At 54.4% G+C, this 25,489-nt stretch carries 22 protein-coding genes and 1 pseudogene; 9 read left to right on the top strand and 14 right to left on the bottom strand.

Going from position 1 to position 25,489, the window contains the following annotated elements; genetic code table 11:
• Nucleotides 1-74 precede the first annotated feature (74 nt).
• Nucleotides 75-1,145 (top strand): outer membrane-stress sensor serine endopeptidase DegS, encoded by a 1,071-nt coding sequence (gene degS / locus GTGU_RS18875; protein ID WP_038160945.1) that lies wholly within the window; start codon nt 75-77, stop codon nt 1,143-1,145.
• Nucleotides 1,146-1,196: 51 nt separating this feature from the next.
• Here the strand turns inward: degS and mdh are convergent, their stop codons facing one another.
• On the bottom strand, nt 1,197-2,135 hold the full coding sequence (gene mdh, locus GTGU_RS18870; protein ID WP_038160784.1) for a malate dehydrogenase: 939 nt from the start codon (nt 2,133-2,135) through the stop codon (nt 1,197-1,199).
• A 250-nt stretch (nt 2,136-2,385) separates the two neighbouring features.
• Between mdh and GTGU_RS26915 the strand changes: the two are divergent.
• The 4 genes and pseudogenes from GTGU_RS26915 to yhcN-B all read left to right on the top strand — a co-directional run bounded on the left by GTGU_RS26915 (nt 2,386) and on the right by yhcN-B (nt 4,012).
• Nucleotides 2,386-2,579, top strand: a pseudogene (locus tag GTGU_RS26915) (hypothetical protein).
• Nucleotides 2,536-3,006 carry a transcriptional regulator ArgR gene (gene argR / locus GTGU_RS18865; protein ID WP_038160782.1) on the top strand — a complete coding sequence of 157 codons (471 nt, stop codon included), beginning with the start codon at nt 2,536-2,538 and terminating at the stop codon, nt 3,004-3,006. The pseudogene GTGU_RS26915 and the gene argR overlap by 44 nt, the downstream one beginning before the upstream one ends.
• Before the next feature lie 367 nt (nt 3,007-3,373).
• Entirely contained in the window at nt 3,374-3,637 is a 264-nt protein-coding gene (gene yhcN / locus GTGU_RS18860; RefSeq protein WP_038160779.1) for a peroxide/acid stress response protein YhcN, read from the top strand.
• 108 nt (nt 3,638-3,745) lie between these two features.
• Nucleotides 3,746-4,012, top strand: a complete 267-nt coding sequence (gene yhcN-B / locus GTGU_RS18855) for a DUF1471 family stress response protein YhcN-B (protein WP_038160776.1) — start codon at nt 3,746-3,748, stop codon at nt 4,010-4,012.
• A 49-nt stretch (nt 4,013-4,061) separates the two neighbouring features.
• Here yhcN-B and GTGU_RS18850 read toward each other — a convergent pair whose 3' ends face one another.
• From GTGU_RS18850 to aaeX, 5 genes are all read right to left on the bottom strand, one after another.
• Nucleotides 4,062-4,334 carry a barstar family protein gene (locus GTGU_RS18850; RefSeq protein ID WP_038160774.1) on the bottom strand — a complete coding sequence of 91 codons (273 nt, stop codon included), beginning with the start codon at nt 4,332-4,334 and terminating at the stop codon, nt 4,062-4,064.
• 51 nt (nt 4,335-4,385) lie between these two features.
• Nucleotides 4,386-5,840 (bottom strand): NAD-dependent succinate-semialdehyde dehydrogenase, encoded by a 1,455-nt coding sequence (locus GTGU_RS18845; protein ID WP_038160771.1) that lies wholly within the window; start codon nt 5,838-5,840, stop codon nt 4,386-4,388.
• Nucleotides 5,841-5,923: 83 nt separating this feature from the next.
• Nucleotides 5,924-7,891 (bottom strand): p-hydroxybenzoic acid efflux pump subunit AaeB, encoded by a 1,968-nt coding sequence (gene aaeB / locus GTGU_RS18840; RefSeq protein WP_038160768.1) that lies wholly within the window; start codon nt 7,889-7,891, stop codon nt 5,924-5,926.
• A 5-nt stretch (nt 7,892-7,896) separates the two neighbouring features.
• Nucleotides 7,897-8,829 carry a p-hydroxybenzoic acid efflux pump subunit AaeA gene (gene aaeA / locus GTGU_RS18835; protein WP_038160765.1) on the bottom strand — a complete coding sequence of 311 codons (933 nt, stop codon included), beginning with the start codon at nt 8,827-8,829 and terminating at the stop codon, nt 7,897-7,899.
• Nucleotides 8,830-8,836: 7 nt separating this feature from the next.
• A complete protein-coding gene (gene aaeX / locus GTGU_RS18830) occupies nt 8,837-9,040 on the bottom strand; it encodes a p-hydroxybenzoic acid efflux pump operon protein AaeX (protein WP_038160762.1) in 204 nt (67 codons plus the stop codon).
• A 128-nt stretch (nt 9,041-9,168) separates the two neighbouring features.
• On the opposite strand from aaeX, the gene aaeR reads away from it, so the two are divergent.
• Entirely contained in the window at nt 9,169-10,119 is a 951-nt protein-coding gene (gene aaeR, locus GTGU_RS18825; protein WP_038160759.1) for an HTH-type transcriptional activator AaeR, read from the top strand.
• 28 nt (nt 10,120-10,147) lie between these two features.
• Here aaeR and tldD read toward each other — a convergent pair whose 3' ends face one another.
• From tldD to csrD, 8 genes are all read right to left on the bottom strand, one after another.
• Entirely contained in the window at nt 10,148-11,593 is a 1,446-nt protein-coding gene (gene tldD / locus GTGU_RS18820) for a metalloprotease TldD (protein ID WP_038160756.1), read from the bottom strand.
• A gap of 88 nt (nt 11,594-11,681) precedes the next feature.
• Nucleotides 11,682-15,470, bottom strand: a complete 3,789-nt coding sequence (gene yhdP, locus GTGU_RS18815; RefSeq protein WP_038160753.1) for an AsmA2 domain-containing protein YhdP — start codon at nt 15,468-15,470, stop codon at nt 11,682-11,684.
• Nucleotides 15,471-15,548: 78 nt separating this feature from the next.
• Complete coding sequence (rng, locus tag GTGU_RS18810) at nt 15,549-17,018, bottom strand: ribonuclease G (protein WP_038160750.1); 1,470 nt, start codon at nt 17,016-17,018, stop codon at nt 15,549-15,551.
• Nucleotides 17,008-17,601: a Maf family protein gene (locus GTGU_RS18805; RefSeq protein ID WP_038160747.1), complete on the bottom strand. Its 594-nt coding sequence runs from the start codon at nt 17,599-17,601 to the stop codon at nt 17,008-17,010. Before GTGU_RS18805 ends, rng begins: the two co-directional genes overlap by 11 nt.
• 7 nt (nt 17,602-17,608) lie before the next feature.
• Nucleotides 17,609-18,097, bottom strand: coding sequence for a rod shape-determining protein MreD (gene mreD / locus GTGU_RS18800; RefSeq protein WP_038160744.1), 489 nt, complete (start codon nt 18,095-18,097; stop codon nt 17,609-17,611).
• Nucleotides 18,097-19,116 (bottom strand): rod shape-determining protein MreC, encoded by a 1,020-nt coding sequence (gene mreC, locus GTGU_RS18795; protein WP_038160742.1) that lies wholly within the window; start codon nt 19,114-19,116, stop codon nt 18,097-18,099. Before mreC ends, mreD begins: the two co-directional genes overlap by 1 nt.
• A 67-nt stretch (nt 19,117-19,183) precedes the next feature.
• A complete protein-coding gene (gene mreB / locus GTGU_RS18790; RefSeq protein WP_006818047.1) occupies nt 19,184-20,227 on the bottom strand; it encodes a rod shape-determining protein MreB in 1,044 nt (347 codons plus the stop codon).
• Nucleotides 20,228-20,535: 308 nt separating this feature from the next.
• On the bottom strand, nt 20,536-22,476 hold the full coding sequence (gene csrD, locus GTGU_RS18785; RefSeq protein ID WP_038160738.1) for an RNase E specificity factor CsrD: 1,941 nt from the start codon (nt 22,474-22,476) through the stop codon (nt 20,536-20,538).
• A 229-nt stretch (nt 22,477-22,705) separates the two neighbouring features.
• Between csrD and acuI the strand changes: the two genes are divergently transcribed.
• The 3 genes from acuI (at nt 22,706) to msrQ (ending at nt 25,363) form a co-directional block, all read left to right on the top strand.
• Nucleotides 22,706-23,680, top strand: a complete 975-nt coding sequence (gene acuI, locus GTGU_RS18780) for an acrylyl-CoA reductase (NADPH) (RefSeq protein ID WP_038160736.1) — start codon at nt 22,706-22,708, stop codon at nt 23,678-23,680.
• 82 nt (nt 23,681-23,762) lie between these two features.
• Nucleotides 23,763-24,764: a protein-methionine-sulfoxide reductase catalytic subunit MsrP gene (gene msrP, locus GTGU_RS18775; RefSeq protein WP_038160734.1), complete on the top strand. Its 1,002-nt coding sequence runs from the start codon at nt 23,763-23,765 to the stop codon at nt 24,762-24,764.
• Entirely contained in the window at nt 24,764-25,363 is a 600-nt protein-coding gene (gene msrQ / locus GTGU_RS18770) for a protein-methionine-sulfoxide reductase heme-binding subunit MsrQ (RefSeq protein WP_038160732.1), read from the top strand. The genes msrP and msrQ overlap by 1 nt, the downstream gene beginning before the upstream one ends.
• The last annotated feature ends 126 nt before the right edge of the window (nt 25,364-25,489 follow it).

Genomic DNA, 25,489 nt, shown 5'->3' with positions numbered 1-25,489 from the left:
ACATCACATGGCATGTGATGTCCGGATAACTCGTGTTATGCTTCGGCTGTTTACTCACCAGTGATATCAGCATCATGCTTGTAAAGCTCATACGTTCGACCGCGATCGGTTTGATTGTTGGCGGTATTTTGTTAGCCGCTATGCCGTCCTTACGCCAGATTGGTACCCAGACCACCGCCAGTTTCGACAGCGCGGATGAATCACCCGCCAGTTATAATCAGGCGGTGCGCCGCGCTGCGCCTGCGGTCGTTAACGTCTATAACCGTGGGCTTAACAGTACAACCAACAATCAGCTGGAGATCCGCACTCTCGGCTCCGGCGTCATCATGGATGATCGCGGCTACATTATTACCAACAAGCATGTGATCAACGATGCCGATCAGATCATCGTCGCCCTGCAGGACGGCCGGGTTTTTGAGGCATTACTGGTCGGGTCCGATACGCTGACCGACCTGGCGGTACTCAAAATCAACGCCACAGGCGGTTTGCCGATTATCCCCATCAATCCAAAACGCATTCCCCACATTGGCGACGTGGTGCTGGCGATCGGCAACCCGTATAACCTCGGGCAAACCATCACCCAGGGGATTATCAGCGCCACCGGTCGTATCGGCCTGAACCCCACCGGACGGCAGAACTTCCTGCAAACCGACGCCTCCATCAACCACGGTAACTCCGGCGGCGCGCTGGTGAATTCGTTAGGCGAACTGATGGGCATCAACACTCTCTCCTTCGATAAGAGCAACGATGGGGAAACGCCGGAAGGGATCGGTTTCGCCATTCCTTTCCAGCTCGCCACTAAAATCATGGATAAGCTGATCCGCGATGGCCGCGTGATTCGTGGTTACATCGGCATTGGCGGGCGCGAAATTACCCCGCTGCATGCACAAAGCGGCGGCGGGATCGATCAGCTTCAGGGGATTGTGGTCAACGAAGTGGCGCCTGGCGGTCCGGCTGCACTGGCGGGCATTCAGGTTAACGACGTCATCACGTCGGTAAACGGTAAACCGGCGATCTCAGCGCTGGAGACTATGGATCAGGTAGCGGAAATTCGCCCGGGTTCAGAAATCGAAGTGGTGGTGATGCGTGATGATAAGAAAATCACGCTGCCTGTAACCGTGCAGGAATACCCCGCAACCAACTGACAACCATAAAAAACCGGAGCCCTGGGCTCCGGTTTTGGCATCCGCGAAAACTTATTTGTTCACGAACTCTTCGCCGAGTGCGATATCTTTCTTCAACGTATCCAGCATCCCTTCCAGCGCCTGCTGTTCAAACGCGCTCAGAGTGCCAACTGGCTTACGCTCCTCGATACCATTTTTACCCAGCAGCAGCGGCTGTGAGAAGAAACGGGCATGCTGGCCATCGCCTTCAACATACGCGCATTCCACAACACCTTTTTCGCCCTGCAGCGCACGCACCAGAGAGAGACCGAAACGCGCCGCCGCCTGACCCATAGAAAGGGTTGCGGAGCCGCCACCGGCTTTCGCCTCAACCACTTCAGTACCCGCATTCTGGATACGTTTGGTCAGATCGGCAATCTCCTGATCGGAGAAGCTCACACCCGGGATCTGCGACAGTAGCGGCAGAATGGTTACGCCTGAGTGACCGCCGATCACCGGCACTTCAACGTCAGTCGGCTGTTTGCCTTTCAGTTCGGCAACAAAGGTGTTGGAACGAATGATGTCCAGCGTGGTGACGCCAAACAGCTTGTTCTTGTCATAAACGCCGGCTTTTTTCAGCACTTCGGCGGCGATAGCAACCGTGGTGTTAACCGGGTTAGTGATGATACCAATGCAGGCTTTCGGGCAGGTTTTCGCAATTTGCTGCACCAGGTTTTTCACGATGCCCGCGTTAACGTTGAACAGATCGGAACGATCCATCCCCGGCTTACGCGCCACCCCTGCGGAAATCAGAACCACGTCAGCACCAACCAGTGCCGGCGTCGCATCTTCACCGGAGAAACCTTTGATTTTTACATCGGTAGGAATATGGCTAAGATCCACGGCCACGCCAGGGGTTACCGGCGCGATATCATACAGGGAGAGTTCTGAGCCTGAAGGCAGTTGGGTCTTAAGTAGTAGGGCAAGCGCCTGGCCAATACCGCCAGCTGCGCCAAGGACTGCGACTTTCATCCTAAACTCCTTATTATGGTTAATTTAATCTACCGTTATCTCGCTGCGGCGACCTTAATTCACAAGTTCAATAATTACAATAAGATCGCTTTTAGAATGCGGGGTACATTCCGATTCAACAATCTTTTAAGAATCACTCGCCGCCACTGCCGGAAAACGGTTGACTGCTGGTTACAATACACCCTGCCAGACTAGCAAAACAACATCATTTTTATAACATTTGTTTTACTTTTGTACTTATTTTCTTCCCGTGACACAGGCATGTTTCTTGATAACGTTTTTTGATAAAATCCCTCTCTTTCATAACATTATTTCAGCCTTTTCCATGGCAGAACATTTGCATAAAAATTCATTCAAATGCATAATAATGTTGTTTTCTCCGCCATGATACGGGTGACATATGCGAAGCTCGGCAAAACAAGAAGAGTTAGTAAAAGCATTTAAAGCGCTACTAAAGGAAGAAAAATTCAGTTCTCAGGGTGAGATCGTCCAGGCGTTGCAGGAGGATGGATTTGATAATATCAATCAATCCAAAGTCTCCCGCATGTTGACGAAGTTTGGCGCAGTGCGCACGCGCAACGCCAAAATGGAAATGGTCTACTGCCTGCCTGCCGAACTGGGAGTCCCGACAACCTCCAGCCCGCTGAAAAATCTGGTTCTGGATATCGATTACAACGATTCTGTGGTGGTTATCCACACGAGCCCTGGTGCGGCACAGTTGATCGCACGCCTGCTGGACTCGCTGGGTAAAGCAGAAGGTATCCTCGGTAGCATTGCCGGTGACGATACCATCTTCACTACACCGGCCCGGGGTTTTTCCGTGAAAGAGCTGTTTGAAGCCATTCTGGAGCTGTTCGAACAGGAGCTTTGATCCGCTGCGCCCTCTGGCATTCATCCAGAGGGTTACTCTGCCTCATCATAACTTAAACGCAACATATCTCCCTTTTACTTTAACAAATAGTGCGATTCACCACTCAAAACCATTCACCCAGTTAATACTAACGCACAAAACGTTAAATCAAATTATCCATTTGATTTTCTTATCATTTATTAGATTAAACGCACTCCACAGTCTTTTTTTAATTCCTCCAGGTTATAAAAATTGATTTTCTTAGTGAGTAATAAGGCAGCAAACAATTAGCAGGGTATTAATTTTTCCCGTGACGAGTGTATACTTGATTTTGTGATGAGGGTCACGAAATGAAGGCCCCACGAAAAAATTCGACGAGGTAAAGATTATGAAAACTACCAGCACTGTAGCAGTCCTGAGTCTCCTGTCCGCGCTCTCTTTTGGCGCTTTCGCTGCCGATTCTATCACCAGCGAGCAGGCACAAAACCGTCAGCCTATCGGTACCGTTTCCGTTGGCGCTATCGCCTCTTCCCCGATGGACATGAACGCCATGCTGAGCAAAAAAGCCGATGAGCAAGGCGCAACGTCCTACCGTGTGATTGAAGCCCATAACGGCGACCAGTGGCACGCCACTGCAGAACTGTACAAATAAGCTCTGCGTATTTCCGACCCGTTATTCGTCAGCGGTCACCAGGCATAAAAAAAGCAGTTTAACCCTTCTCGCCGCTGATATGACCAAATTTTATGGAGTAAAAAGATTATGAAACGCGCAATGATCATCGCATCCCTTGGTTTAGCTTCTGTTCTCTCTTTTGGTGCCAGCGCCGCGGTACATCAGGTCAACGCTGAGCAGGCCCGCAACCTGCAGCCAATGGGCACTATTTCTGTTGCTCAGATTGGTAGCGCACCGATGGATATGCGCCAGGCACTGGATGCGAAAGCAGAAAAAGAAGGCGCATCCGCCTACCGTATTATTGAAGCCCGTACTGATGCCAGCTGGCATGCAACGGCAGAACTGTACAAATAAACCCTCGTCGTCTTGTCCGACGACTTGCCCCCGCTCGCCGGGGGCTTTTTTATAGCTGAACGTTGAAGCGCAACTGCCCTTCCGACTCCTCTTCGGCCTCATCAAACAGCAGAATCAATGCGCCAAACCGCCGGCGTTGCACGTCGCTGAGATGGGAGAATTCAATCTCCAGCGGCAACGGCAGGACGTTTCCCGTCACCACATCCCACAGCGAATCCAGATCGTTGACCTGTTCACGCGCCAGTGCGAAAGCGTGGCGGAATTGCTGGTAAAAATCATCCATGGTTTCGATTTCGTCAAAATCAAACGTGTAGATTTTCATGCCTGCGCCCCATCCCGACGGGTGGCGAATGCCACCCGTTTCCTTACTCGCTTACAATCCCCCAAGGTGCAGGGTTTTCACTTCCAGAAACTCCTCCAGCCCCAGCACAGAGCCTTCACGCCCCAGACCGGACTCCTTCACGCCGCCGAACGGCCCAAGTTCCGTCGAGACAGAGCACTCATTGATGCCGATCATACCGCTTTCCAGCGCCTGAGAGACGCGAAAGACGCGTTGCAGATTCTGCGTATAGAAGTAGGCCGCCAGACCAAACGGCGTATTATTTGCCCGTTGAATGACTTCCTCTTCGCTGGTGAAACGGAAACAGGCGGCGACAGGCCCGAAGGTCTCCTCCTGTGCCAGCTTCATGTTGTCGCTGCACTCGCCCAGCACGGTTGGTTGCCAGAAGTTACCGCCCAGTGCGTGCGGTTTGCCTCCGGCCAGCACGCGGGCACCTTTTTCTACCGCATCAGAAACATGCTCTTTCACTTTTTCAACGGCAGACGGTTCAATCAATGGGCCAACCACCACCCCCTCTTCCACGCCGTTGCCGACCTTCAGCGCATTCACTGCATCAGCGAGCTGGCGGGTAAACGCATCATAAACGTTTTCATGAATGTAGAAGCGGTTAACGCTCACGCATACCTGCCCGGCATTGCGGAATTTATTGGCGATCGCCCCTTTCACTGCGGCATCAATGTCAGCGTCCTCAAAGACGATGTAAGGGGCGTTGCCGCCCAGTTCCATCGAGACTTTCTTCATCGTCTCTGCGGCGTTACGTACCAGCGTTTTACCCACTGCCGTCGACCCGGTGAAGGAGATTTTGCGCACCTCATGGCTCGCCATGATGGCGTCGCTGATTTCTGGTGTATTGCCCGCCACGGCATTCAGTACACCGTCCGGAACACCGGCCTTTTTCGCCAGTTGCAGCAGTGCAAAGGCGCTCAATGGCGTGTTATTCGCAGGTTTAATCACCCCGGTACACCCTGCGGCCAGCGCCGGACCGAGCTTACGCGTCAGCATCGCCATCGGGAAGTTCCACGGCGTGATTGCCGCTACCACGCCGACGGGTTCGCGGGTCGCCAGAATACGCGATCCGGGTTTCACGGCAGGGATGATTTCGCCGTTGGCGCGTTTCGCCTGTTCAGCAAACCACTGAATAAAGCTGGCAGCGTAATCCACTTCCCCTTCGGCTTCTTTAATCGGCTTGCCCTGCTCGGCAGTCATCAACCTGCCAAGCCAGGATCGGTTCTCAATGATCAGCTGATACCATTTGTTGAGTATCTCCGAACGCTCTTTTGCGGTTTTTGCCCGCCAACCCGGGAAGGCTTTACTGGCTGCCGCAATGGCCTCTTCGGTCTCTTTCTTACCAGCTTTTGCGACTTTCGCCAGGGTTTCTCCGGTCGCCGGATTCACGACATCAAAGGTGGTGTCGAGATTTTTCCAGACTCCATCAACGAAATAACCGGTCCGAAACAGTTCATGATCCTGCAGCGCCTGCGTTGTCATTTGTCCTCCTGGTGTGTTGTGTTCTGCCTGACCAATAAGTATAGCCACAAAAAAACCGACGCTTCTGGCGTCGGTTATCGGGGTTAGTTATCGGTCAGCGCATTCTGGTATTTATTCAGCATACCCACCAGTCGTTTGACCGGTTCGGTCACCTGTGGCGGCGCTTCCCAGGTTCGCAATTTTTCCTGATAGACATCGAGTTCTTCCAGCAGTTGCGTAAAGTAGCGACGACGTTTTACATCGCTGTTGGCGGCAATCACCTGATCTGCGGTGCGCCGCAACTGACGGTGAAAGGCGGAGAGATCATCATTAATGGGTACCGGCGCGTCGCGCAGGCGCTGATGCGCGATAATCAGCGTCAGGGCAAGGCGGAATTTCGCCAGGTCGCCGGGAAATTTGTTCAGCAGTAAAAACAACTGTTGGTACAAAGCCGGAAGACGGTTCTCTTTACGTCGTGCCGTGTTGGTGGTCATTGCCGATACCGCCGCCGAGACAAACTGATTCAGTAGTACGCGTCCGGTGCGTGCATGGGAGTTATCACGGATCAACAGGATCACCATAAACGCCAGGAAACAGCCCACCAGTTGACCCAGCGCGCTGTCGAGGAACTGACTGAAATGAAAAGTCATCGGGTTATCAAGCACGATGATGTTGATCGTACTCGCCAGCGCCCCCAACGAACCCAGCCGCCGTTTCTGAACCTCAATACCAATGAAGAACGCCAGCACAGCGAGGCTGATGCAGAGCAGCAGCATGCTTTGTTGCGTCGAGGGAATAATCACGAGGAAAAAGAGCGCCCCCAACGGTAGCGCGGCCAGCGTACCGTAAATAAAGTCGATGGCTACCATGCGCGGGTTCGGCAGACGCATCGCCAGCGAGGTGACGACGGCAATCATGACCATCGCGCCGCTGCCTGACGTCCAGCCTGTCCACAGCCAGAACAGGGTGCCAAGTACGCAGGAAATCGTGGTGCGCCAGAAGTTGATCATCGCATGATGACGCTCGGCGGATTCCGCACGCACTACCACTTCGCCCTGTAAGATCTCCTCTTCTCGAACACTGATTTTGGCATTGCTTACCACACCGCGTTTCAGTAGCTGATAGCGTGTGGCAGCGCCGATCCAGCTGTAAATCGTCACCGGTGTGTCGTGTTCGCCGGTCCATACCAGTACGCGGCGCATGCGTTTGAGCTGCTTATGCACATCCTGTGGCGTCTCCACCGGTTCATCGAACAATTCCCGCCAGCCGTCAGTGATCAGCTCCGGGCGGGTATTCTGAATCAGGTAGGTTTCACACGCCTGGGTAATGAGTGTCAGGGAAAGGGTATTCAGCGCTTTCAGGCGACGGTTGGCTTTGGCCCAGCGTGATGACTCCATATGCAGGTTGCTGCGCATCCCTTCCATGGCCTGTGCGCGGCGCACCAGTGCACTCCAGGCTTTGTCTACCTCTTCGCTATCGCCGTGACGAATGCACAATTGCATCAGTTGATATTGCGCCACCAGCAGCGCATCAAGTTCCCGGTCAATCTCCTGTTTAATGGATCGCGGGGAAAACAGCAGATCGGCGGCGATCGCGCAGACAATACCAATCACTATCTCACTGCAACGCTCCACCGCAAACTGCGGCGTCAGTAGCGGTTCGGTCTGAATGGTGATCACGATGATGAGCGCCGTGTACCCCGCCAGCCCCCAGGCATAGGAGTTTTCCACGCGAACCAATGAGGAGAGCCAGGTACAAAAACCCGCCCACACGCAGCACACCAGGATCATCAGCAACGGCGCGCGGATCATCAGAATGATGATGGTGAGCGCGGCGATACAGCCGATGAAAGTACCAATGATACGCAGCATACCGCGGTAGCGAATAGCGCCGGAGTAAGGTTCGCCACCAGCGGCAAAAGCCGGGCCTGCCGCGACAATCGCAGCGGTCAGCACCGCCCAGCGCGGCGTTTCCAGCTCGAAGTGAAAGCCTACAAATAGCGCCAGCACAATCGCGCAGGCAAGCTTAAGCGCAAAGCGAATATGCTGGCTGGCGATAGAAAAAATGCCCATCACAATTAACCGAACTCACGCAGGCGCAGCGCCAGTTTCTGAAAAAAGGTCATCTGGCGCTCGTCGCGATCTTTGGCGCCGGTAATGACAACGGTGGCGGTGGTACCGGCCGGCCACAGGTTGCCGCGCTGCTGATCAAGATGAATGCGCACCGGCACACGCTGGGCCAGGCGAACCCACTCCAGGTTAGAGTCGACCGTCGCCATACCTTTGCTGTCGTTGCTGCTGCTGGCGTTGGTCACCCCAGCCGCCACGCTGTTTACGGTACCTTTAAGCACAACCGAACCGCCCAGCGGGGTAATTTCCGCACGATAGCCCGGGCGCACGCCTTCCAGTTTGGTCTCTTCCATATAGGCCATCACATAAAACGACCCTTCTTTCACCAGCGCGACTGCTGTCGAACCACGGGTAATAAACTCACCGGCATAGACGTTAAGGTTAGTGACCCAACCGTCCGCAGGCGCACGAATGACAGTGCGCTCCAGGTCCAGACGTGCAAGATCGCGTGAGGCCTGCGCTTTCGCCAGTTGATGCAGGACGGTTTGCAACACATTGTTTGCCTGGTCAATTTCTTCGCGCGACATCGCCTGAATGCCTAACTGGTTACGGCGACCCGCTTCGCGGCGTTTTTCGCTGGCCAGCGCCTGATAATAGGCCACATCAGCTTCGGCCTCTTCCAGCGCCTTTTTATAGCGCGGCTGGTCGATGACAAACAGCACCTGGTCCTTCTTCACCCGTTGGTTATCTTTTACATTCACCTCAGTGATGAGTCCGGCAACATCTGGAGCGATGGCGACGACGTCAGCACTGAAGCGTGCGTCACGCGTCCAGGGCGATTCCGTGTAATAGACCCAGGCACGGAAAATAGCCATAAACGCCAGAATAACCAGTATCAGTGTGATGGCCGTACGGGAGATTTTTCTTGTAAGTGTTTTCACAGCGACCTCAGACGAACAAACGCGATATCAGATAGAAAAGACAGCAGTACAGCGCCGTATTGAACAGCGCGGGGTGCCAGACAAAATCGTATATCCCGGAGGGGATAAGCACCCGGCGAACCAGCCAGAAGATGGCGAGCGACAGTAGCAATTCAAAGAAGATCGGCGGAAATGACAGGCCGAAAATCACAATGACGGGGAACAGACTCATGTTGACCTTGATTTGGGAGCAGGTGAGAAGCGATGCTTTTTTATTATTCAGCTAACAGTATATTAACGTAACTGTTATCCTCTTATCTACGATATGTGATCTAAATCACTTTTAAGCCAGAGTGAATAATGGAAAGACTAAAACGCATGACGGTGTTTGCCAAAGTGGTCGAATTTGGCTCCTTTACAGCGGCAGCGCGACAGCTACAAATGAGTGTTTCCTCCATCAGCCAGACGGTATCAAAACTGGAAGATGAGTTGCAGGTCAAGCTGCTCAACCGCAGCACCCGCAGTATTGGCCTGACGGAAGCCGGTAAGATTTACTACCAGGGTTGTCGCCGGATGCTGCATGAGGTGCAGGACGTGCACGAACAGCTTTACGCCTTCAATAACACGCCCATCGGCACACTGCGTGTCGGCTGTTCTTCAACGATGGCACAAAATGTGCTCGCCAATATCACCGCCGAAATGCTGAAAGAGCACCCGGGGCTGACCGTGAATCTGGTGACCGGGATCCCGGCACCTGATCTCATCGCTGACGGTCTCGACGTGGTGATCCGCGTCGGAGCACTGCAGGATTCCAGTCTGTTCTCGCGCCGTCTGGGTTCCATGCCGATGGTGTTATGTGCAGCAAAAAGTTACTTACAACAGGCTGGAACCCCGGAAAAACCCGCTGATCTCGCCAGCCATTCCTGGCTTGAGTATAGCGTGCGTCCGGATAATGAGTTCGAGCTGATCGCTCCGGAGGGGATTTCCACCCGCCTGATCCCTCAAGGGCGTTTTGTCACTAACGATCCTATGACCCTGAACCGCTGGCTGGTGGCGGGCGCTGGCATCGCTTATGTGCCATTGATGTGGGTGATCAATGAGATCAACCAGGGGGTACTGGAGACGCTGTTGCCGCGTTATCAGTCCGACCCACGACCGGTTTATGCGCTCTATACCGAAAAAGATAAACTGCCACTGAAAGTACAGGTCTGCATTAATGCGCTGACCGATTATTTCGTTGGCGTATCGCAGTTGTATCAGGGGATGCACGGACGAGGGAATATACAGCAGGCGCGGACGTCAGGAAACTGAGCGCCGCGCCATCAGGAGGTGGTGTGGGTTATGCGGTACCGCCAACCGTCAGGTTGTCGACTTTCAGCGTTGGCTGACCCACACCCACCGGCAGGCTCTGCCCTTCTTTGCCACAGACGCCGACGCCGTTATCGAGCTTCAGGTCATTACCGACCATTGAGATCTGCTGCATAGCTTCGATGCCAGAACCAATCAGCGTCGCGCCTTTCACCGGTCTGGTCACTTTACCGTTCTCAATCAGATACGCTTCTGAGGTAGAAAAGACAAATTTGCCGGAGGTGATATCCACCTGACCACCGCCAAAATTCGGCGCGAAAATGCCGTACTCAACAGATTCGATGATCTCCTGCGGCGTTGATTTCCCGGCGAGCATGTAAGTGTTGGTCATACGCGGCATCGGCAGGTGCGCGTAAGATTCACGGCGGCCGTTACCGGTGGGGGATACGCCCATCAGACGCGCATTGAGCTTGTCCTGCATGTAGCCTTTCAGCACACCGTTTTCGATCAACACATTGTACTGCCCGGGCGTGCCTTCATCGTCAATGGCGACAGAACCACGGCGATCCACCATTGTGCCGTCATCCACCACAGTACACAGCTCAGATGCCACCAGTTGCCCCATCTGACCGCTAAATACAGAGGTGCCACGGCGGTTAAAGTCGCCTTCCAGACCGTGACCGACCGCTTCATGTAACAGTACACCAGGCCACCCCGCGCCAAGCACCACCGGCATGGTTCCGGCAGGTGCCGCCACCGCCGACAGATTCACCAGCGCCATACGCACCGCCTCTTTCGCCCAGGCATCGGCACGTACTTCACCGTTAAGATCGGCGAGGAAATAGTCATAGCCAAAACGACCGCCACCGCCGCTGGCGCCGCGCTCACGTTTGCCGTCCTCTTCCACCAGCACGCTGACGGAGAGACGAACCAGCGGACGCACATCAGCCGCCAGCGTACCATCCGTTGCTGCCACCAGAATCAGCTCATACACCCCGGTCAGGCTGGCAGAGACTTCCTGCACGCGTTTGTCCGCCGCACGCGCGGTTTTGTCCACTCGACGCAGAATATCCAGTTTCTCTTCACGGCTCATGCTCTGCAGCGGATCAAGGCTGGTGTAGAGCGACGGATGTTCCACGGCGCCGAGGGTTTTCGCTTTCCCGTCACCACTCTCGCGCACAATGGTACGCGCAGCTTCAGCACTGTTCTTCAGCGCCAGTTTGCTGATTTGATCGGCATAGGCGAAACCAGTTTTTTCCCCGCTTACTGCACGGACGCCAACACCCTGATCGATGTTATACGAACCGTCTTTAATGATGCTGTCTTCTAAAACCCAGGACTCGTGATAGCTCGACTGGAAATAGAGATCGCCGTAATCAAGACGACGCTCCGTCAGTTGACCAAGAATGGCGAACAGATCCTGATGATTCAGGCCGTTTGCCGATAGTAGTTGTTCACTTACCAGGTTCAGACTCATCGTTATGCTACTCTTCGGTTGCCGCTCAGCGCGACGGTATGAAAGATTTTATCTATTGAGAGTGAGGCAATTCAAAGCTCACGTCAAATCATTGCGTTGTCTCGCTGCGCGGCTGGCGCAGCACTTCGTTGATCTGTGGTTTGTCCACCGGACCGGTGATGCGATAGCGCAGAATGGAGACTTTGCTCCACAGCGGGCCGAGCACTTTGCTGGCGGCAAACACCGCCGCGCCGATGATCGGGTTAACGGCAAACGCGGCGGCGACGCCCACCGTGGCGGAGATTTCAGGCGCGACGACGGCTTCCATGTCCAGTTCCCGGCGCACCAGGTTAACCGACCCTTTCATTGCGATATCGGCCTCAAGGCCATCCACCAACGTGTCGTCGGTATGCAGAATGCCGTCCTTAATCCATGCCGTGCTGCGAATGGAATCAAACCAGAACCCTTCACTGAAGGTATCGCTAAAATCGAAGCGCAATTTACGCAGCAGCGCATCAACGCTGAGCAGGCGTAGCAGTTGCCCCGCGTGTCCACTGCTCAGATCCGTAAATTCGCCCTTTCCAAGGCGCGCTTTAATAATGCCATTAAGAGAGGCGACATCCGGTTTCCAGGGTGCTGCACGCCAGTGAAGATCGTAATCCGTGGAGAACGAGGAGCCCCGAATCGGCGTTTCGACGCCAAAGAAGTTCGTCGCCGCGTCAACCTTATCGCCACGCACTTTGCCTTTCAGCGAGGTACGCTGTTCTGTCTGACTGTTAACCCATACACCGCTGGCCGTGATGTGACCAAAACCGGTGTCCAGCACGCCGCCGGTCAGGCTCAGGGTGTCGCCGTCAACACTAAAGTCGCCATCGATGCGGCCATATTTTTGTCCCCACAGCCAGCATTCTTTACAGCGCAACTGGAGCGCGGGCCAGTTCTGGAAGTTAATGCGTTGATCACCCAATAGTGTGGTTTCAGGAGATGCCCCTTGCGCCGTCGCCGGGTTGTAGTAGAGGTAACGAATCGACGCCAGCCAGGGCGCGTTCTTATGCATGGTCAGGCTGGCATTGATTTCACGCCCCTGTGCGTTGATCGTGGCACCATCGGACGTCGGTTGCGAGACAATACTCAGGTTGTTCCATTGTTGCCCCCCAAGCGCCAGCATCGGCGTACGCAGGGTGACTCGCTCCGGGAAGCGGGCCGCATTGCTGACGTTATCAGCCGCGCCCTGACGGAAAAGCGCCAGCCACTGCGCGCCGTCCATTGCCGGCAGGTTCAGCTCAACACCGGGCTGATCCGGCAATGGCGGCACGCTGCGGCTGTCTGATGCCCAGATAGCGCGATCAAGCGTCAGCTTGTTGTCGAGCAGCCAGCGGCTGTTAAAGTATTCGGCGCTGCCCAGTTTCCCGGTCAGGTTAAAGCTGTCCATCCCGCCTGCAACATTAATTTTCACTGGCATCGGTTTACCCGCCTGTTTGTCCACTGGCGGCGGTAAGTGACTGCTTACATTTTTCAGATCGCCAGTGAGGTCAACGGTATATTTCGAGCCTCCCCGGTAAGGGATTTCAATGCTGACTTTTCCTTCCCAGGGCACACTACCGCTCAGCGAGTCTTCAATCGCTTTCGGCAACAAACCGGTGCGCGCTGGCTGCCAGCTGGCGTCCAGATTAACATTGACGGTGTAGGATTTTGGCCCTTCAACGGTAGAGAAATTCAGGTTCAGCGGCTGATTAAACCAGCTGGCGGTCATCGGGTCGCTTTGCAGATTACCATTCACAAAGCTGAATCGCCCGCTGAGGTTTTTCAGTGTGCTGTTCAGCGGTTTGATATACAAGCTGTTGTTTTGCAGTTGCACCTCGCCTTTGGCGGTGGTCATTTCGCCATCCAGAGGGATATCCAGATTCAGACGGGCGTTAACATCGCCATCCAGTTGCAGCTCATTCAGCGTCGCGGCGAGAGAATCTTCCAGCGGCGTCTCTTTAAAGTACGGCCCGACCGCTTTCCCCGGCCCGTGAATATCGGCATCAATCAGCAGTTTTTCCCTGGAGTAGTCCGGGATCGCCGCATTGAGATTGTTTGCCGTTACGCCACCCAGCTTCACGCCGTCGGCCTTCATCCACAGCCCGTCATTGAGGAAGTTGAGATCGATATCCAGATTCGTCAGCGCCGGCCAGTCTGGCTGGAACGCGAAGGTCGCATCACGTAACGGCACCCAGACCTGGAATTGGCCTTCGTTATGTTTATAGGGGAACAGATGCGGGTTGCCACTGTAGACCAGTGTCGCGTCATCAGCATGACCGCCTTTGATGGCGCTACTGAGGTAGTCCACCAGCGCTTTGCCCATCAGATTTTCCGGGAAATACCGCCACGCCTGCCCGCCGTCATCGGTGCTGATCCCGGCGAGGATCCCCAGCCATGGGGCATCGTCTTTCGGCTGGAGATAGCGAAATCCGCCACGGGCATGAACCGCTTTCGCCTGCACGTCAATGTCACGGCCATCGAGCATAAAGCCTTTTTCATTCTTCACCCAGCGGAGGTTAGCCACCCCTTTTTCGATCTCCAGCGGCGCGCGGAATACCGTTTCGTAGGGCATGACCGCCTGATCCATCGTCACCGTCAGCGCGCCGTTCTCAACACCGCCGCCGATTTTGCCGGAAAAGTGCTCCGCGCCAGGCAGCAGTTTCCACTGTTTCCAGGCGAGGTTATTCCATGTCGCCTGAAAGCGCGTTTTTTCGGTTTGCTGCAACGGAATATCGACCGCCAGCGAATCTACCGTGCCGGTGGGCTGGGTGGTCTGCCAGATTTCGCCCAGCGACGGTGAAAGTTTTTTGGCAACAGGCAACAAACCCTTCAGGCTACCGAGATCCAGATTGGTGGCGCGAAGACGCAATTCATCGCTGCGCACACCCGTGGGGCCGCCCACCTCCTGTGCAGGCACCCAGGCCATCGCCAGCGCCCCGGTCGGCCAGCGGGTGCCGTCGATAGCAATGCGGGTATCAGGAATGCGCATCGCCCAGCCTTCCCGCTCGCGGGCCAGGTGTGCGGTGAGATTGTCGACATCAAGACGGTGCGTTTGCTGCTCACCCTGCCAGGTGGCGCCGCCCTGCTTCAGCCACAGATCGCCGCTCTCCACTTCGCCTTTATTCAGCGTCATCCAGCCTTCGAGGCTGAACCGCGCAGATTCCAGCGCGATGTTGTCCTGCATCCAGCGCCCCAGCCAGGGCTTCACGTCGATATCATCGGCCTGCAGCCACACGCGACCTTTATTCAGAATGCCGTTTTCATCACGCAGATCCATGCGAACCTGCATAACGCCGTGCTGCCCCGTCAGGCTGGAAAGGCTCAACTCGCCTTCTGCGCGGTGACGGTTGTCGCTGTTAAGCCAGGTCAGTTGCGGCACCGACAATTCCGCCCGCTGACCCGATAGTGTCAGGAAGCTCAGTTGGCTGTCGCGCAAGGTAAAATGGTCGAACTGGCGCAGGAAAAGATCGTTGATGCGATCCGTTTTAATGCTCTCGCTGTCGTTGCTTTGTAGCGGCGTGTTGGTGTGAACGCGCAGTTGCCAGAAGGTGAGATCGCGGAATTGCCAGCGCATGTGCAGCAGACTTTGCCATACATCCAGTGCCAGGGTGACGCGCTTTACGGAAAGCTCGCCACCATCTTTCAGGCCCGCGTTAACGTCACGAACATCAAGCGTCGGGCCAAAATTTTCCCAACTGGCGATGATGGAAGAAGCATCAACAGGGATGCCGGTCGAGGCGGTGATTTTTTCCAGTAACTGGGGACGCCATGTGTTCAGTTGTGGCAAGACGAGACGCAGGCCACTCACCAGCAGCGCGACAATGACAATCAGTGCTGCCACGGTGAGCAGTAAAATCCCCGGCAAACGCCTCACGCCTCTCTCCTTGTCAGCGCCTTACACTTCATCCATTCACCCGCCTCTTCAAATGATTCGTGTAAAGCAGTGTTCGTATTACATCATGACCACATCAAACTGCTCCTGATTATAGAGCGGTTCAATCTGCACTTTGACCTGCTTACCGACGAAGATTTCCACTTCCGCCAGGGCGTGAGACTCTTCCCCTTTCAGGGCTTCCGCCACCGCAGGCGACGCGTAGACCAGGAAACGATCAGACTCATAGGCGTGATGAACACGCACGATCTCGCGCATAATTTCGTAGCACACGGTCTCGACTGTCTTCACCGTGCCACGACCATGACAAGTAGGACACTCATTACACAGCACATGTTCAACACTTTCTCGCGTCCGTTTCCGGGTCATTTCCACCAGGCCAAGCTGCGAGAAACCGTTAATACTGGTTTTCACCCGATCTTTGCTCAGTGCCTGTTCCAGAGAGTGCAGCACGCGTCGGCGGTGATCGTCATTACTCATATCGATAAAGTCGATGATAATAATGCCGCCAAGATTGCGCAGGCGCAGCTGACGCGCGATGGCCTGAGTCGCTTCAATATTCGTGTTAAAAATGGTGTCGTCGAGATTGCGATGGCCGACAAACGCGCCGGTGTTGATGTCGATAGTGGTCATCGCTTCTGTCTGATCGATGATCAGATAGCCGCCGGATTTAAGCTCAACTTTGCGCTCCAGCGCGCGCTGGATTTCATTTTCGACATCAAAGAGATCGAAAATGGGCTGGCGGCCGCTGTAATGCTCCAGCTTGCTGGTCATTTCCGGGATATATTCAGCGGTAAATTCCAGTAATGCTTCGAACGTCAGACGGGAGTCCACACGAATACGGTCAAGCTGCGCATCGGCAAAATCGCGTAGCACTCGCTGCGCCAGCGCCAGTTCGCCATACAGCTGATAGCGTGTCTGCTGACGTTTTTTGCGCTCCATGACTTTCGTCCACACGCGCTTCAGGTACGCCGCATCAGAGGAGAGATCCTCTTCCGGAATGCCTTCCGCGGCGGTACGGATGATGAACCCACCCTCTTCATCGCAATACGCAGTGACAATTTTCTTCAGGCGCTCGCGTTCCACTTCGCTTTCAATGCGTTGCGATACACCGACATGCGCGGCGCCGGGCATAAACACCAGGTAACGGGATGGCAGAGTAATATCGGTAGTCAGCCGCGCGCCTTTGGTGCCGAGCGGATCTTTTACCACCTGCACCATGAGGTCCTGCCCCTGTCGCACCAGTTCCGAGATATCACGGACGGTGAATTGCTTTTGCTCTTCACCCGCCACGCATTCGGTATGCGGCATGATATCCGAAGCGTGAAGAAACGCCGCCTTGTCCAGACCAATATCTACAAAAGCCGCCTGCATACCAGGGAGTACGCGACTGACCCGACCTTTGTAGATATTGCCTACGATTCCGCGCCGTGCTTCGCGCTCAATGTGAATTTCCTGCAAAATACCGCCATCAATATACGCCACGCGCGTCTCCGATGGGGTTACGTTCACTAATAGTTCAGCCGTCATGATGATCCTTTTTCTCACGTAGTGAGTTAAAATTACTCAGCAACTCATACGTTTCCACCAGCGGTAAGCCGACCACGGCGTGATAGCTGCCATTTATCCTCCTGACGAAACAGCCACCCAGCCCCTGAATACCGTATGCACCTGCTTTATCTAAAGGTTCACCGCTGGCCACGTAGTCAGCGATGTCCTGCTCAGAAAGTACCCTGAATGTCACGTCCGTCACCACCAGGCAATCCATCGTATGTTCGCTATCCGCCAACGCCACCGCCGTCATTACCTGGTGTGTCTTGCCAGAGAGCATACGCAGCATCGCGGCGGCATGTTCGCCATCGCGAGGTTTTTCAAGCACTTCACCATTGAGAATAACAATAGTATCCGCCCCAAGTACCGGCAAATTCTCTGCCGTCAGCGCAACGCCCGCCTGTGCTTTTTCACGCGCCAGTCGCGACACATACTGTTGTGCGCTCTCCTGTGAGTGGCGCTGTTCTTCAATCCCGGGAACGACTTTTTCAAAAGTGATGCCGAGTTGAGTGAGTAACTCCTGACGACGCGGGGAGCCGGATGCAAGATAAAGAGCTGTCATAAGAACCTTATTGCACTGCGTATTGCTGGCGGATTTTCCGCATCAGCAGGAAAATCCACGGCCAGAGCACTCCGTTCACTACACTACTCCAGAACACTTCTGGTCGGAAAGAGACGTCGATCACTAAAAACTCAGCCCAGAAAACAATGATATCCACCGCCAGCGACAGGAGTATCACGACCAGCGCCTGCTGCCAGAGCGCAAGATTACGAAAGAGCTGATATTTCAGGGCAACGAGATAAGCAACAATACTTAAAGAGAGCGCACGAACGCCCAGTGTAGAGCCGCTAATGAGATCCAGTATGGCACCGACAACAAAACCAGTGCCAACATTGACGCGATGCGGTAACGCCAGAATCCAGTAGAGCAGAATTAAAAGTACCCAGTTTGGCCGGAAGACACTGATCTCATCCGGCCAGGGCATAATTTGCAGCAACAGTGCGATAAAAAACGAGAGCCAGATAACCCAGCGTCCCTGGCTACGGTAATTTGCCACTACTGCCCTCCCGTCGGGAGCGGTTGCGCTGGCTGCGGCTGGGCGGTCGGCGGTTGCGCCAGACCAGTCGCCGGTGCCGGGATCGGCGCAGGCGGCCCCATGGCGTCAGGCGGCGGCAATACCTGCGGCATCATCTGCATCAGGCGTTCGTTAGCCACGCGGTGTACATCTTCCGGGGTCATCGGGTTTGTGCCTTCCCGGTCAGCGCCCCACAGCAACAGCAGATACCGTAAGCGCTGCAGCCCGGCGGTTGGACGCGCCTGAATAACGGTGTACGCGCGCTGCGTATCCAGTTTCACGGAGGAGACCACCGCAACCGGATACCCTTCCGGGAAACGACCGCCGAGACCGGAGGTCACCAGCACGTCGCCGACGCGGATATCCGTGTTAGCTGGCAGATGTTCGAGCTGCAAATCGTCAGTACAGCCGTTACCCGCCGCAATGACGCGGATATCGTTACGTAAAACCTGAATCGGCAAGGCGTGGGTCGCATCACAAATCAGCAATACGCGGCTGGTCAGTTTCGCCACGGCGACCACCTGACCTACAACACCTTTGTCGCTGATCACCGGTTGCCCTTCGTAAACGCCATTGACACTGCCTTTGTCGATCACCACCTGATCGCTGTAAGGATCGTTAACGGTGGAGATGACCTGGGTGACCATCTTTTGCTCATCCTGACGCAGCGGGGAACCGAGCAGTTCACGCAGACGCGCGTTTTCCTGCTTGTACTGACCCAGCATCAGTAAGTCGCTGTTTTTCAGCAACAGTTCCTGGCGTAACGCCCGGTTTTCCAGTTCGAGTTGATCGCGAGAGGCCAATGTCTGCGAAACGCTGTCGAGCATTTCACGAGGACCGTTAGAGATAAAATAGAAAGGGCTGACGGCGGTATCCATGTACGTTCGGATCTGGCTGAACGTACCGAGGCGACTGTCGGCGATAATGACACCAAGCGCCACCAGCACCGCCAGAATAAGGCGAAACTGTAGCGACGGGCCACGGCTAAAAATTGGCTTCATAGGCTATGCGTCTTCTCGTGTCAGTGAAACCAGGGGCAGCAGCTTGCTCCCCCTGACCTCAAACCGACTACTCTTCGCTGAACAAGTCGCCGCCGTGCATGTCGATCATTTCCAGCGCTTTGCCGCCGCCACGCGCGACACAAGTCAGTGGATCTTCTGCAACTACGACAGGAATACCTGTCTCTTCCATTAACAGGCGGTCGAGGTTACGCAGCAGCGCACCACCACCGGTCAATACCATTCCACGTTCGGAGATATCAGAAGCCAGTTCCGGCGGGCACTGTTCCAGCGCCACCATGACCGCACTCACGATACCGGTCAACGGTTCCTGCAATGCTTCCAGGATTTCGTTGGAATTCAGCGTGAAACCGCGTGGCACGCCTTCCGCCAGGTTACGGCCACGAACTTCGATTTCGCGGACTTCATCACCCGGATAAGCAGAACCGATTTCATGCTTGATGCGTTCCGCAGTCGCTTCGCCAATCAGGGAACCGTAATTACGACGGACATAATTAATGATAGCTTCATCGAAGCGATCGCCGCCGATACGAACGGAAGAGGAGTAGACCACGCCGTTCAGAGAGATGACGGCAACTTCAGTGGTGCCCCCACCGATATCCACGACCATAGAACCTGTCGCTTCGGAAACCGGCAGGCCTGCGCCGATCGCCGCAGCCATCGGTTCTTCAATCAGAAATACCTCGCGAGCTCCAGCGCCCTGAGCGGATTCGCGGATCGCACGACGTTCAACCTGGGTTGCGCCTACCGGTACACACACAAGAACGCGCGGGCTTGGGCGCATGAAGCTGTTGCTGTGCACTTGTTTAATGAAGTGCTGCAGCATTTTTTCAGTCACGAAGAAGTCGGCGATCACGCCGTCTTTCATCGGACGAATTGCCGCGATATTGCCAGGTGTACGGCCCAGCATCTGCTTAGCTTCATGACCGACGGCAGCCACGCTTTTCGGTGAACCGGCACGATCCTGGCGAATGGCCACAACGGAAGGCTCATTCAGTACGATGCCTTGTCCTTTTACGTAAATGAGGGTATTCGCGGTACCCAGGTCAATGGACAGGTCATTGGAAAACATGCCACGAAATTTTTTCAACATACTAAGGGATAATCCTGAAAGCTGGGGCGGAAAACAAAATCCGCTTACTTTACCAACCACACGCAGCAGCGACAAGGCGCAAAAATCATCTGCTACGGTGAAAATTTGTGCAGTTCGTTCCTTAGTGACAAATTCTTTGCCTGACTCCTTCAGCGCTGAAACAACCAGCTGCGTTCCTCGCCTGCATTTGCAACCTGTCTAAGGTCGTTTACGTGCAATTTTAATCTGTGATCCTCTGTCAGGTAGCCAAGCACACCCCCACAGAAACAGCGCGCGTTATTCTACGTGAAAACACGCTAAACGGCAGGTCAAACAGAGTATCTTTGAGAATATTTTTTCACACTGGCGTCAAGTGGCTGTGAGCCCGCAAAAAAATCGCCCTGCCCCCCCGTAACGCCACACTCTGTCAGTACCTGCCACTCGCCCCGGCTGCGTAGCCCGGTGGCAAAAACCCGGGTAGTGGTGCCTTTACAGGCTTCCACCAGACTTTGCACCAGAAGCTGGTTTTCACTTCGCTTCTCAATATTACGCACCAGTCCTGGATGAAGCTTAATAATTTCAACGTCCAGAAGCTTGATCCAGTCCGTACTGACCAGCGTTAAACCCGCTTGTATCACAGCAACGCGTACACCTAAAGCGCTAATTAAACGCATAACAGGCTGTAAACGGCTGATATGTTGACAAACATCCGCCTCAGCAAGTTCAAAAATAATGCGTTTTCGTTGCGATTTTTCGCATTGCATTAATGTATCCCGCAGCCAGCGCTGGAAACGCGGACGGATCAACGACTCTACCGTCACCTGCAATGCCAGGTTTTCTTCCGGCCAGAACGACAGAAAAGGAATCAGGCGCGTGATCTGCAACCGGTCATACTCTTCCGACAACCCGAACTGTAATACCATCGGCATATATTCCGCCGAGATGACTTCTTCTTGCCCATCATAAATACGACACATCAGTTCACGATGGTGAACCCGACCATCAAGCATCACTGCTGGTTTCTGGTAAATTCGCGGGCCACCACGGGTCAACATCTGTTCGATCAACGTGCGCCAGCGTACATTCCCGCGTCCTTTTTCCGGTAACGAATCGTCATACACTGCCCACCCGTTACTTCCCTGAAGCACGGCATTACGGGTCGCTGCTTCGGCGTGTTCCATTACCTGATTCGTCGACTGCCCGCTCCGCCAGGCGCAGATGCCAATATGCATCATGTCATCGCGTTCACGGATTTTCGTCGTCGGCAGCGCTTCCATGGCTTTCAACAACTGGCTGGCAATGCTGTCTGCCTCTTTTAACGTCCGGTGCGGCAAAAGCACCGCAAAATCACTACGATGATAGCGCGCCAGAAGCGCACCCGAATAGCGCATTATAAAGGTAGAAAGTAGGTTAATTACGGTGAATAGATACTCTTCTGCTGCCGTTCTCCCCCAATTATCACGTAACAGGTCGAAATCCGGCAGACGGATCATCATCACAATACCGTGCGATCCGACCTTTTCCTGATCTTCCAGCAATGTCGCCAGTTGATTGTCGAAAAACAGTCGGTTGCTTAGCCCGGTGCGGGTATCCTGGGCGGCGTAAGAGCGAATCAGCGTGTCCATTCGGCTGCGCTGATCACTGGCAAACTGAATCTCGGAAAGCAGCATATCCAACGCACTGCTGGTACGGGCAGGCCATTCGTGTACCGAGCCTTTCGCCTGCTGACCGCGCGCACCTTTTAAAATCCTCTCTGAACGCGACTCCAGCAGTTCCTGCCCGGCCAGTTGTCGCCGTAGCCAGCGCACGGCAAAGAAAATCACCAGCACCATAAAGGCAATCGCCAGCGTCAACGGCACCGTTGTTGATAACGCGCCGAAATAGTTGACCATCGGATCCAGGTAAATCACGCGAATCGTCATACCGGGATTCTTCAGAGAAGGTACTTCCAGCTCGCGATAATGATAGCTGCTGCCTGCCGGACGATAACTGACCTGCCGGATATGGGTGAAAATCGGTTTCTCGCCCACAAGGAAGTCGAGGCGAACAATGTCGACAGGCTCCAGCAGCTCATTTAACTGCGGGCTCAGTTTGTCGAACGGGGTGGTCACGAGGCGGTTATCGAGCATGATCGCGACGGCCTGCACGCGATGCTGAAGCTTAATCTGGATCCCGTTATAAAAGCTCAGCGAGCAACCCACCAGGGTCACGAAAATTGCCAGACTGACCAGCAACGTGACAAAAGCAGAAAATTTCGTCGTTAATCGCATCCCTGTATTAACTCCGCTGATGAAAAAATCGCCCGCCTGAGGAGCGGCCCCGGGATTAGCCCATACTACTAAGTAAGCACTAACTTGCATAAAAGAAGACGCATACTACCAGAGCTGGTAGATCTGGCAATTTATTGCGCTTTATTGCGCTATATCGGCATCAATATGCAATTAGCGAGTATAGTCTTCAGAAATTTTTTTCCAATCATCGTGCAACTGAGGAAAGGTTATGCAGGCGTTAATCTTAGAACAGCAGGACGGGAAAACCGTCGCGTCCGTTCAGCCCCTTGACGAAAGTCAGCTGCCGCAAGGCGATGTGAGTGTCGATATCCAGTGGTCCAGTCTCAATTATAAAGATGCGCTGGCGATCACCGGCAAAGGCAAAATCATTCGCAACTTCCCAATGGTGCCGGGGATTGATTTCGCGGGTGTGGTACACAGCAGCGAAGATCCGCGTTTTCATGTCGGTCAGCAGGTGCTGCTCACCGGCTGGGGCGTGGGTGAAAACCATTGGGGTGGCCTGTCGCAGCGCGCGCGGGTAAAAGGCGACTGGCTGGTTGCCATGCCCCAGGGTCTTGATGGCCGCAAAGCGATGATTATTGGTACGGCGGGCTTTACGGCAATGTTGTGCGTGATGGCGCTGGAAGATGCTGGTATTCGTCCGCAGGATGGCGAGATTGTCGTGACCGGTGCCAGCGGCGGAGTGGGCAGCACAGCGGTGGCGCTGCTGCACAAGCTCGGTTATCAGGTGGCGGCGGTATCTGGTCGTGAAAGTACCCATGACTACCTGCGTTCGTTAGGTGCAAACCGCATTTTGGGGCGTGACGAATTCGCCGAATCCCGTCCGCTGGAAAAACAGCTGTGGGCCGGCGCGATAGATACCGTTGGCGATAAAGTACTGGCGAAAGTGCTGGCGCAAATGAACTACGGTGGTTGCGTCGCGGCCTGCGGCCTGGCGGGTGGCTTTGCGCTGCCGACCACGGTGATGCCTTTTATTCTGCGCAACGTACGCCTGCAGGGTGTCGATTCGGTCATGACGCCACCGGCTCGCCGCACCGACGCGTGGAAGCGATTGACGCAGGATCTGCCTGAGTCCTTTTTCGTGCAAAGCGCAACGGAAATCACCCTGGCGCAGGCGCCGGAATACGCTGACAAAATCATTAATAACCAGACGCAAGGCCGCACACTGGTTACGTTAGCGTAATCATCAAATTTGGTGACATATTCGTATTCGCTTTAACGCTTTTCCTCCGTCATGATTAAGAAAATGAATGACGGAGGAAGCTATGAAAACCAAAACATTGACGGAAGCCGATGTCACCGCGGAATCTGTCTTTATGATGCAGCGCCGCCAGGTCCTGAAAATGCTCGGGATCAGCGCGACGGCGTTGACATTATCACCTGCTGCACATGCCGATTTGCTCAGTTGGTTTAAAGGTAACGATCGTCCGCCAGCCCCCTCCGGGAAGCCGCTGACGTTTGATAAACCGGCTGAATGGCAAAATACCCTGCCGCTAACGCCGGAAGATAAAGTAACCGGTTACAATAATTTCTATGAATTCGGTCTCGATAAAGCCGATCCGGCGGCCAATGCCGGTTCGCTGAAAAGCGATCCCTGGACATTGACCATTGACGGCGAAGTGGCAAAACCGCTGACGCTCGATCACGACGATCTCACCCGGCGTTTTCCGCTGGAGGAGCGTATCTACCGGATGCGCTGCGTTGAGGCCTGGTCGATGGTAGTACCGTGGATTGGCTTCCCGCTCCACAAGCTACTGGCGCTGGTTGAGCCCACCAGCAATGCAAAGTATGTGGCGTTCAAAACGATCTATGCGCCCGACGATATGCCAGGTCAGAAAGATCGCTTTATCGGCGGTGGGCTGAAATACCCTTACGTTGAAGGGTTGCGTCTGGATGAAGCAATGCATCCGCTGACACTGTTGACCGTTGGTGTTTATGGCAAAGCGCTACCGCCGCAAAACGGCGCGCCGGTACGCCTCACTGTGCCGTGGAAGTATGGTTTTAAAGGGATCAAGTCAATCGTCAGTATTACTCTGACTCGCGAACAGCCCCCTACCACCTGGAATCTGGCGGCGTCAGATGAATATGGCTTTTATGCCAACGTCAATCCGCATGTCGATCATCCCCGCTGGTCGCAGGCCACAGAGCGTTTTATCGGCGCTGGTGGCGTGCTGGATGTCAAACGACAGCCTACGCTGCTGTTTAACGGCTATGCCGATCAGGTCGCATCGCTTTATCGCGGTCTTAATCTGAAGGAGAATTTTTAGTGCGATTATCGGCGAAACAGGTGCTGTGGCTGAAAGTCCTTCTCCATCTGGCAGCATTCTTACCCTTTTTGTGGCTGTTCTGGGCCGGATCGCAGGGCTATTTCAGCGCCGATCCGGCGAAAGATATCCAGCATTTTACTGGTCGGATGGCTCTGAAATTATTGCTGGCGACCTTGTTGATTTCGCCGCTGGCGCGCTACGCTAAACAGCCATTATTGATACGCACACGTCGATTGCTGGGATTATGGTGTTTCGCGTGGGCCACGCTGCACCTGAGTTGCTATGCGCTGCTGGAACTTGGCATCAACAATCTTGCGCTGTTGGGGCAAGAGGTCGTCAGCCGGCCTTATTTAACGCTCGGGCTGGCAAGCTGGTTGATTTTGCTGGCGCTGGCGGTAACATCTCCGCAGGTGATGCAGCGGAAACTGGGACCCCGATGGCAAAAACTGCACAACTTCGTCTATCTTGTCGCGATCCTCGCTCCCATTCACTATCTGTGGTCGGTGAAGATCCTGTCGCCCCAGCCAATCATCTACGCAGTACTGGCTGTCGCGCTTTTAGCGTGGCGTTACAAGAAGTTCCGCCTGTGGTTCCGCTAATTTTTCAGGCTGTGCAGTTACCCGCAAATTTCTTATCAACCGCCAATCTTTTCACGATAGCGGTTGATAATCTTCCCTGATAAGACCAGTATTTAGCTGCCAATTGCTACGAAATCGTTATAATGT

This window comes from Trabulsiella guamensis ATCC 49490 (assembly GCF_000734965.1).
In the GTDB taxonomy this organism is placed as follows: Bacteria; Pseudomonadota; Gammaproteobacteria; order Enterobacterales; family Enterobacteriaceae; genus Trabulsiella; species Trabulsiella guamensis.
This window is presented reverse-complemented; position numbering and strand designations above follow the sequence as displayed.

Coding starts and splice junctions, on each gene's coding strand:
- degS (WP_038160945.1), top strand. CDS start 75: ATGCTTGTAAAGCTCATACGTTCGACCGCGATCGGTTTGATTGTTGGC.
- mdh (WP_038160784.1), bottom strand. CDS start 2,135: ATGAAAGTCGCAGTCCTTGGCGCAGCTGGCGGTATTGGCCAGGCGCTT.
- argR (WP_038160782.1), top strand. CDS start 2,536: ATGCGAAGCTCGGCAAAACAAGAAGAGTTAGTAAAAGCATTTAAAGCG.
- yhcN (WP_038160779.1), top strand. CDS start 3,374: ATGAAAACTACCAGCACTGTAGCAGTCCTGAGTCTCCTGTCCGCGCTC.
- yhcN-B (WP_038160776.1), top strand. CDS start 3,746: ATGAAACGCGCAATGATCATCGCATCCCTTGGTTTAGCTTCTGTTCTC.
- GTGU_RS18850 (WP_038160774.1), bottom strand. CDS start 4,334: ATGAAAATCTACACGTTTGATTTTGACGAAATCGAAACCATGGATGAT.
- GTGU_RS18845 (WP_038160771.1), bottom strand. CDS start 5,840: ATGACAACGCAGGCGCTGCAGGATCATGAACTGTTTCGGACCGGTTAT.
- aaeB (WP_038160768.1), bottom strand. CDS start 7,891: ATGGGCATTTTTTCTATCGCCAGCCAGCATATTCGCTTTGCGCTTAAG.
- aaeX (WP_038160762.1), bottom strand. CDS start 9,040: ATGAGTCTGTTCCCCGTCATTGTGATTTTCGGCCTGTCATTTCCGCCG.
- aaeR (WP_038160759.1), top strand. CDS start 9,169: ATGGAAAGACTAAAACGCATGACGGTGTTTGCCAAAGTGGTCGAATTT.
- tldD (WP_038160756.1), bottom strand. CDS start 11,593: ATGAGTCTGAACCTGGTAAGTGAACAACTACTATCGGCAAACGGCCTG.
- rng (WP_038160750.1), bottom strand. CDS start 17,018: ATGACGGCTGAACTATTAGTGAACGTAACCCCATCGGAGACGCGCGTG.
- GTGU_RS18805 (WP_038160747.1), bottom strand. CDS start 17,601: ATGACAGCTCTTTATCTTGCATCCGGCTCCCCGCGTCGTCAGGAGTTA.
- mreC (WP_038160742.1), bottom strand. CDS start 19,116: ATGAAGCCAATTTTTAGCCGTGGCCCGTCGCTACAGTTTCGCCTTATT.
- mreB (WP_006818047.1), bottom strand. CDS start 20,227: ATGTTGAAAAAATTTCGTGGCATGTTTTCCAATGACCTGTCCATTGAC.
- csrD (WP_038160738.1), bottom strand. CDS start 22,476: ATGCGATTAACGACGAAATTTTCTGCTTTTGTCACGTTGCTGGTCAGT.
- acuI (WP_038160736.1), top strand. CDS start 22,706: ATGCAGGCGTTAATCTTAGAACAGCAGGACGGGAAAACCGTCGCGTCC.
- msrP (WP_038160734.1), top strand. CDS start 23,763: ATGAAAACCAAAACATTGACGGAAGCCGATGTCACCGCGGAATCTGTC.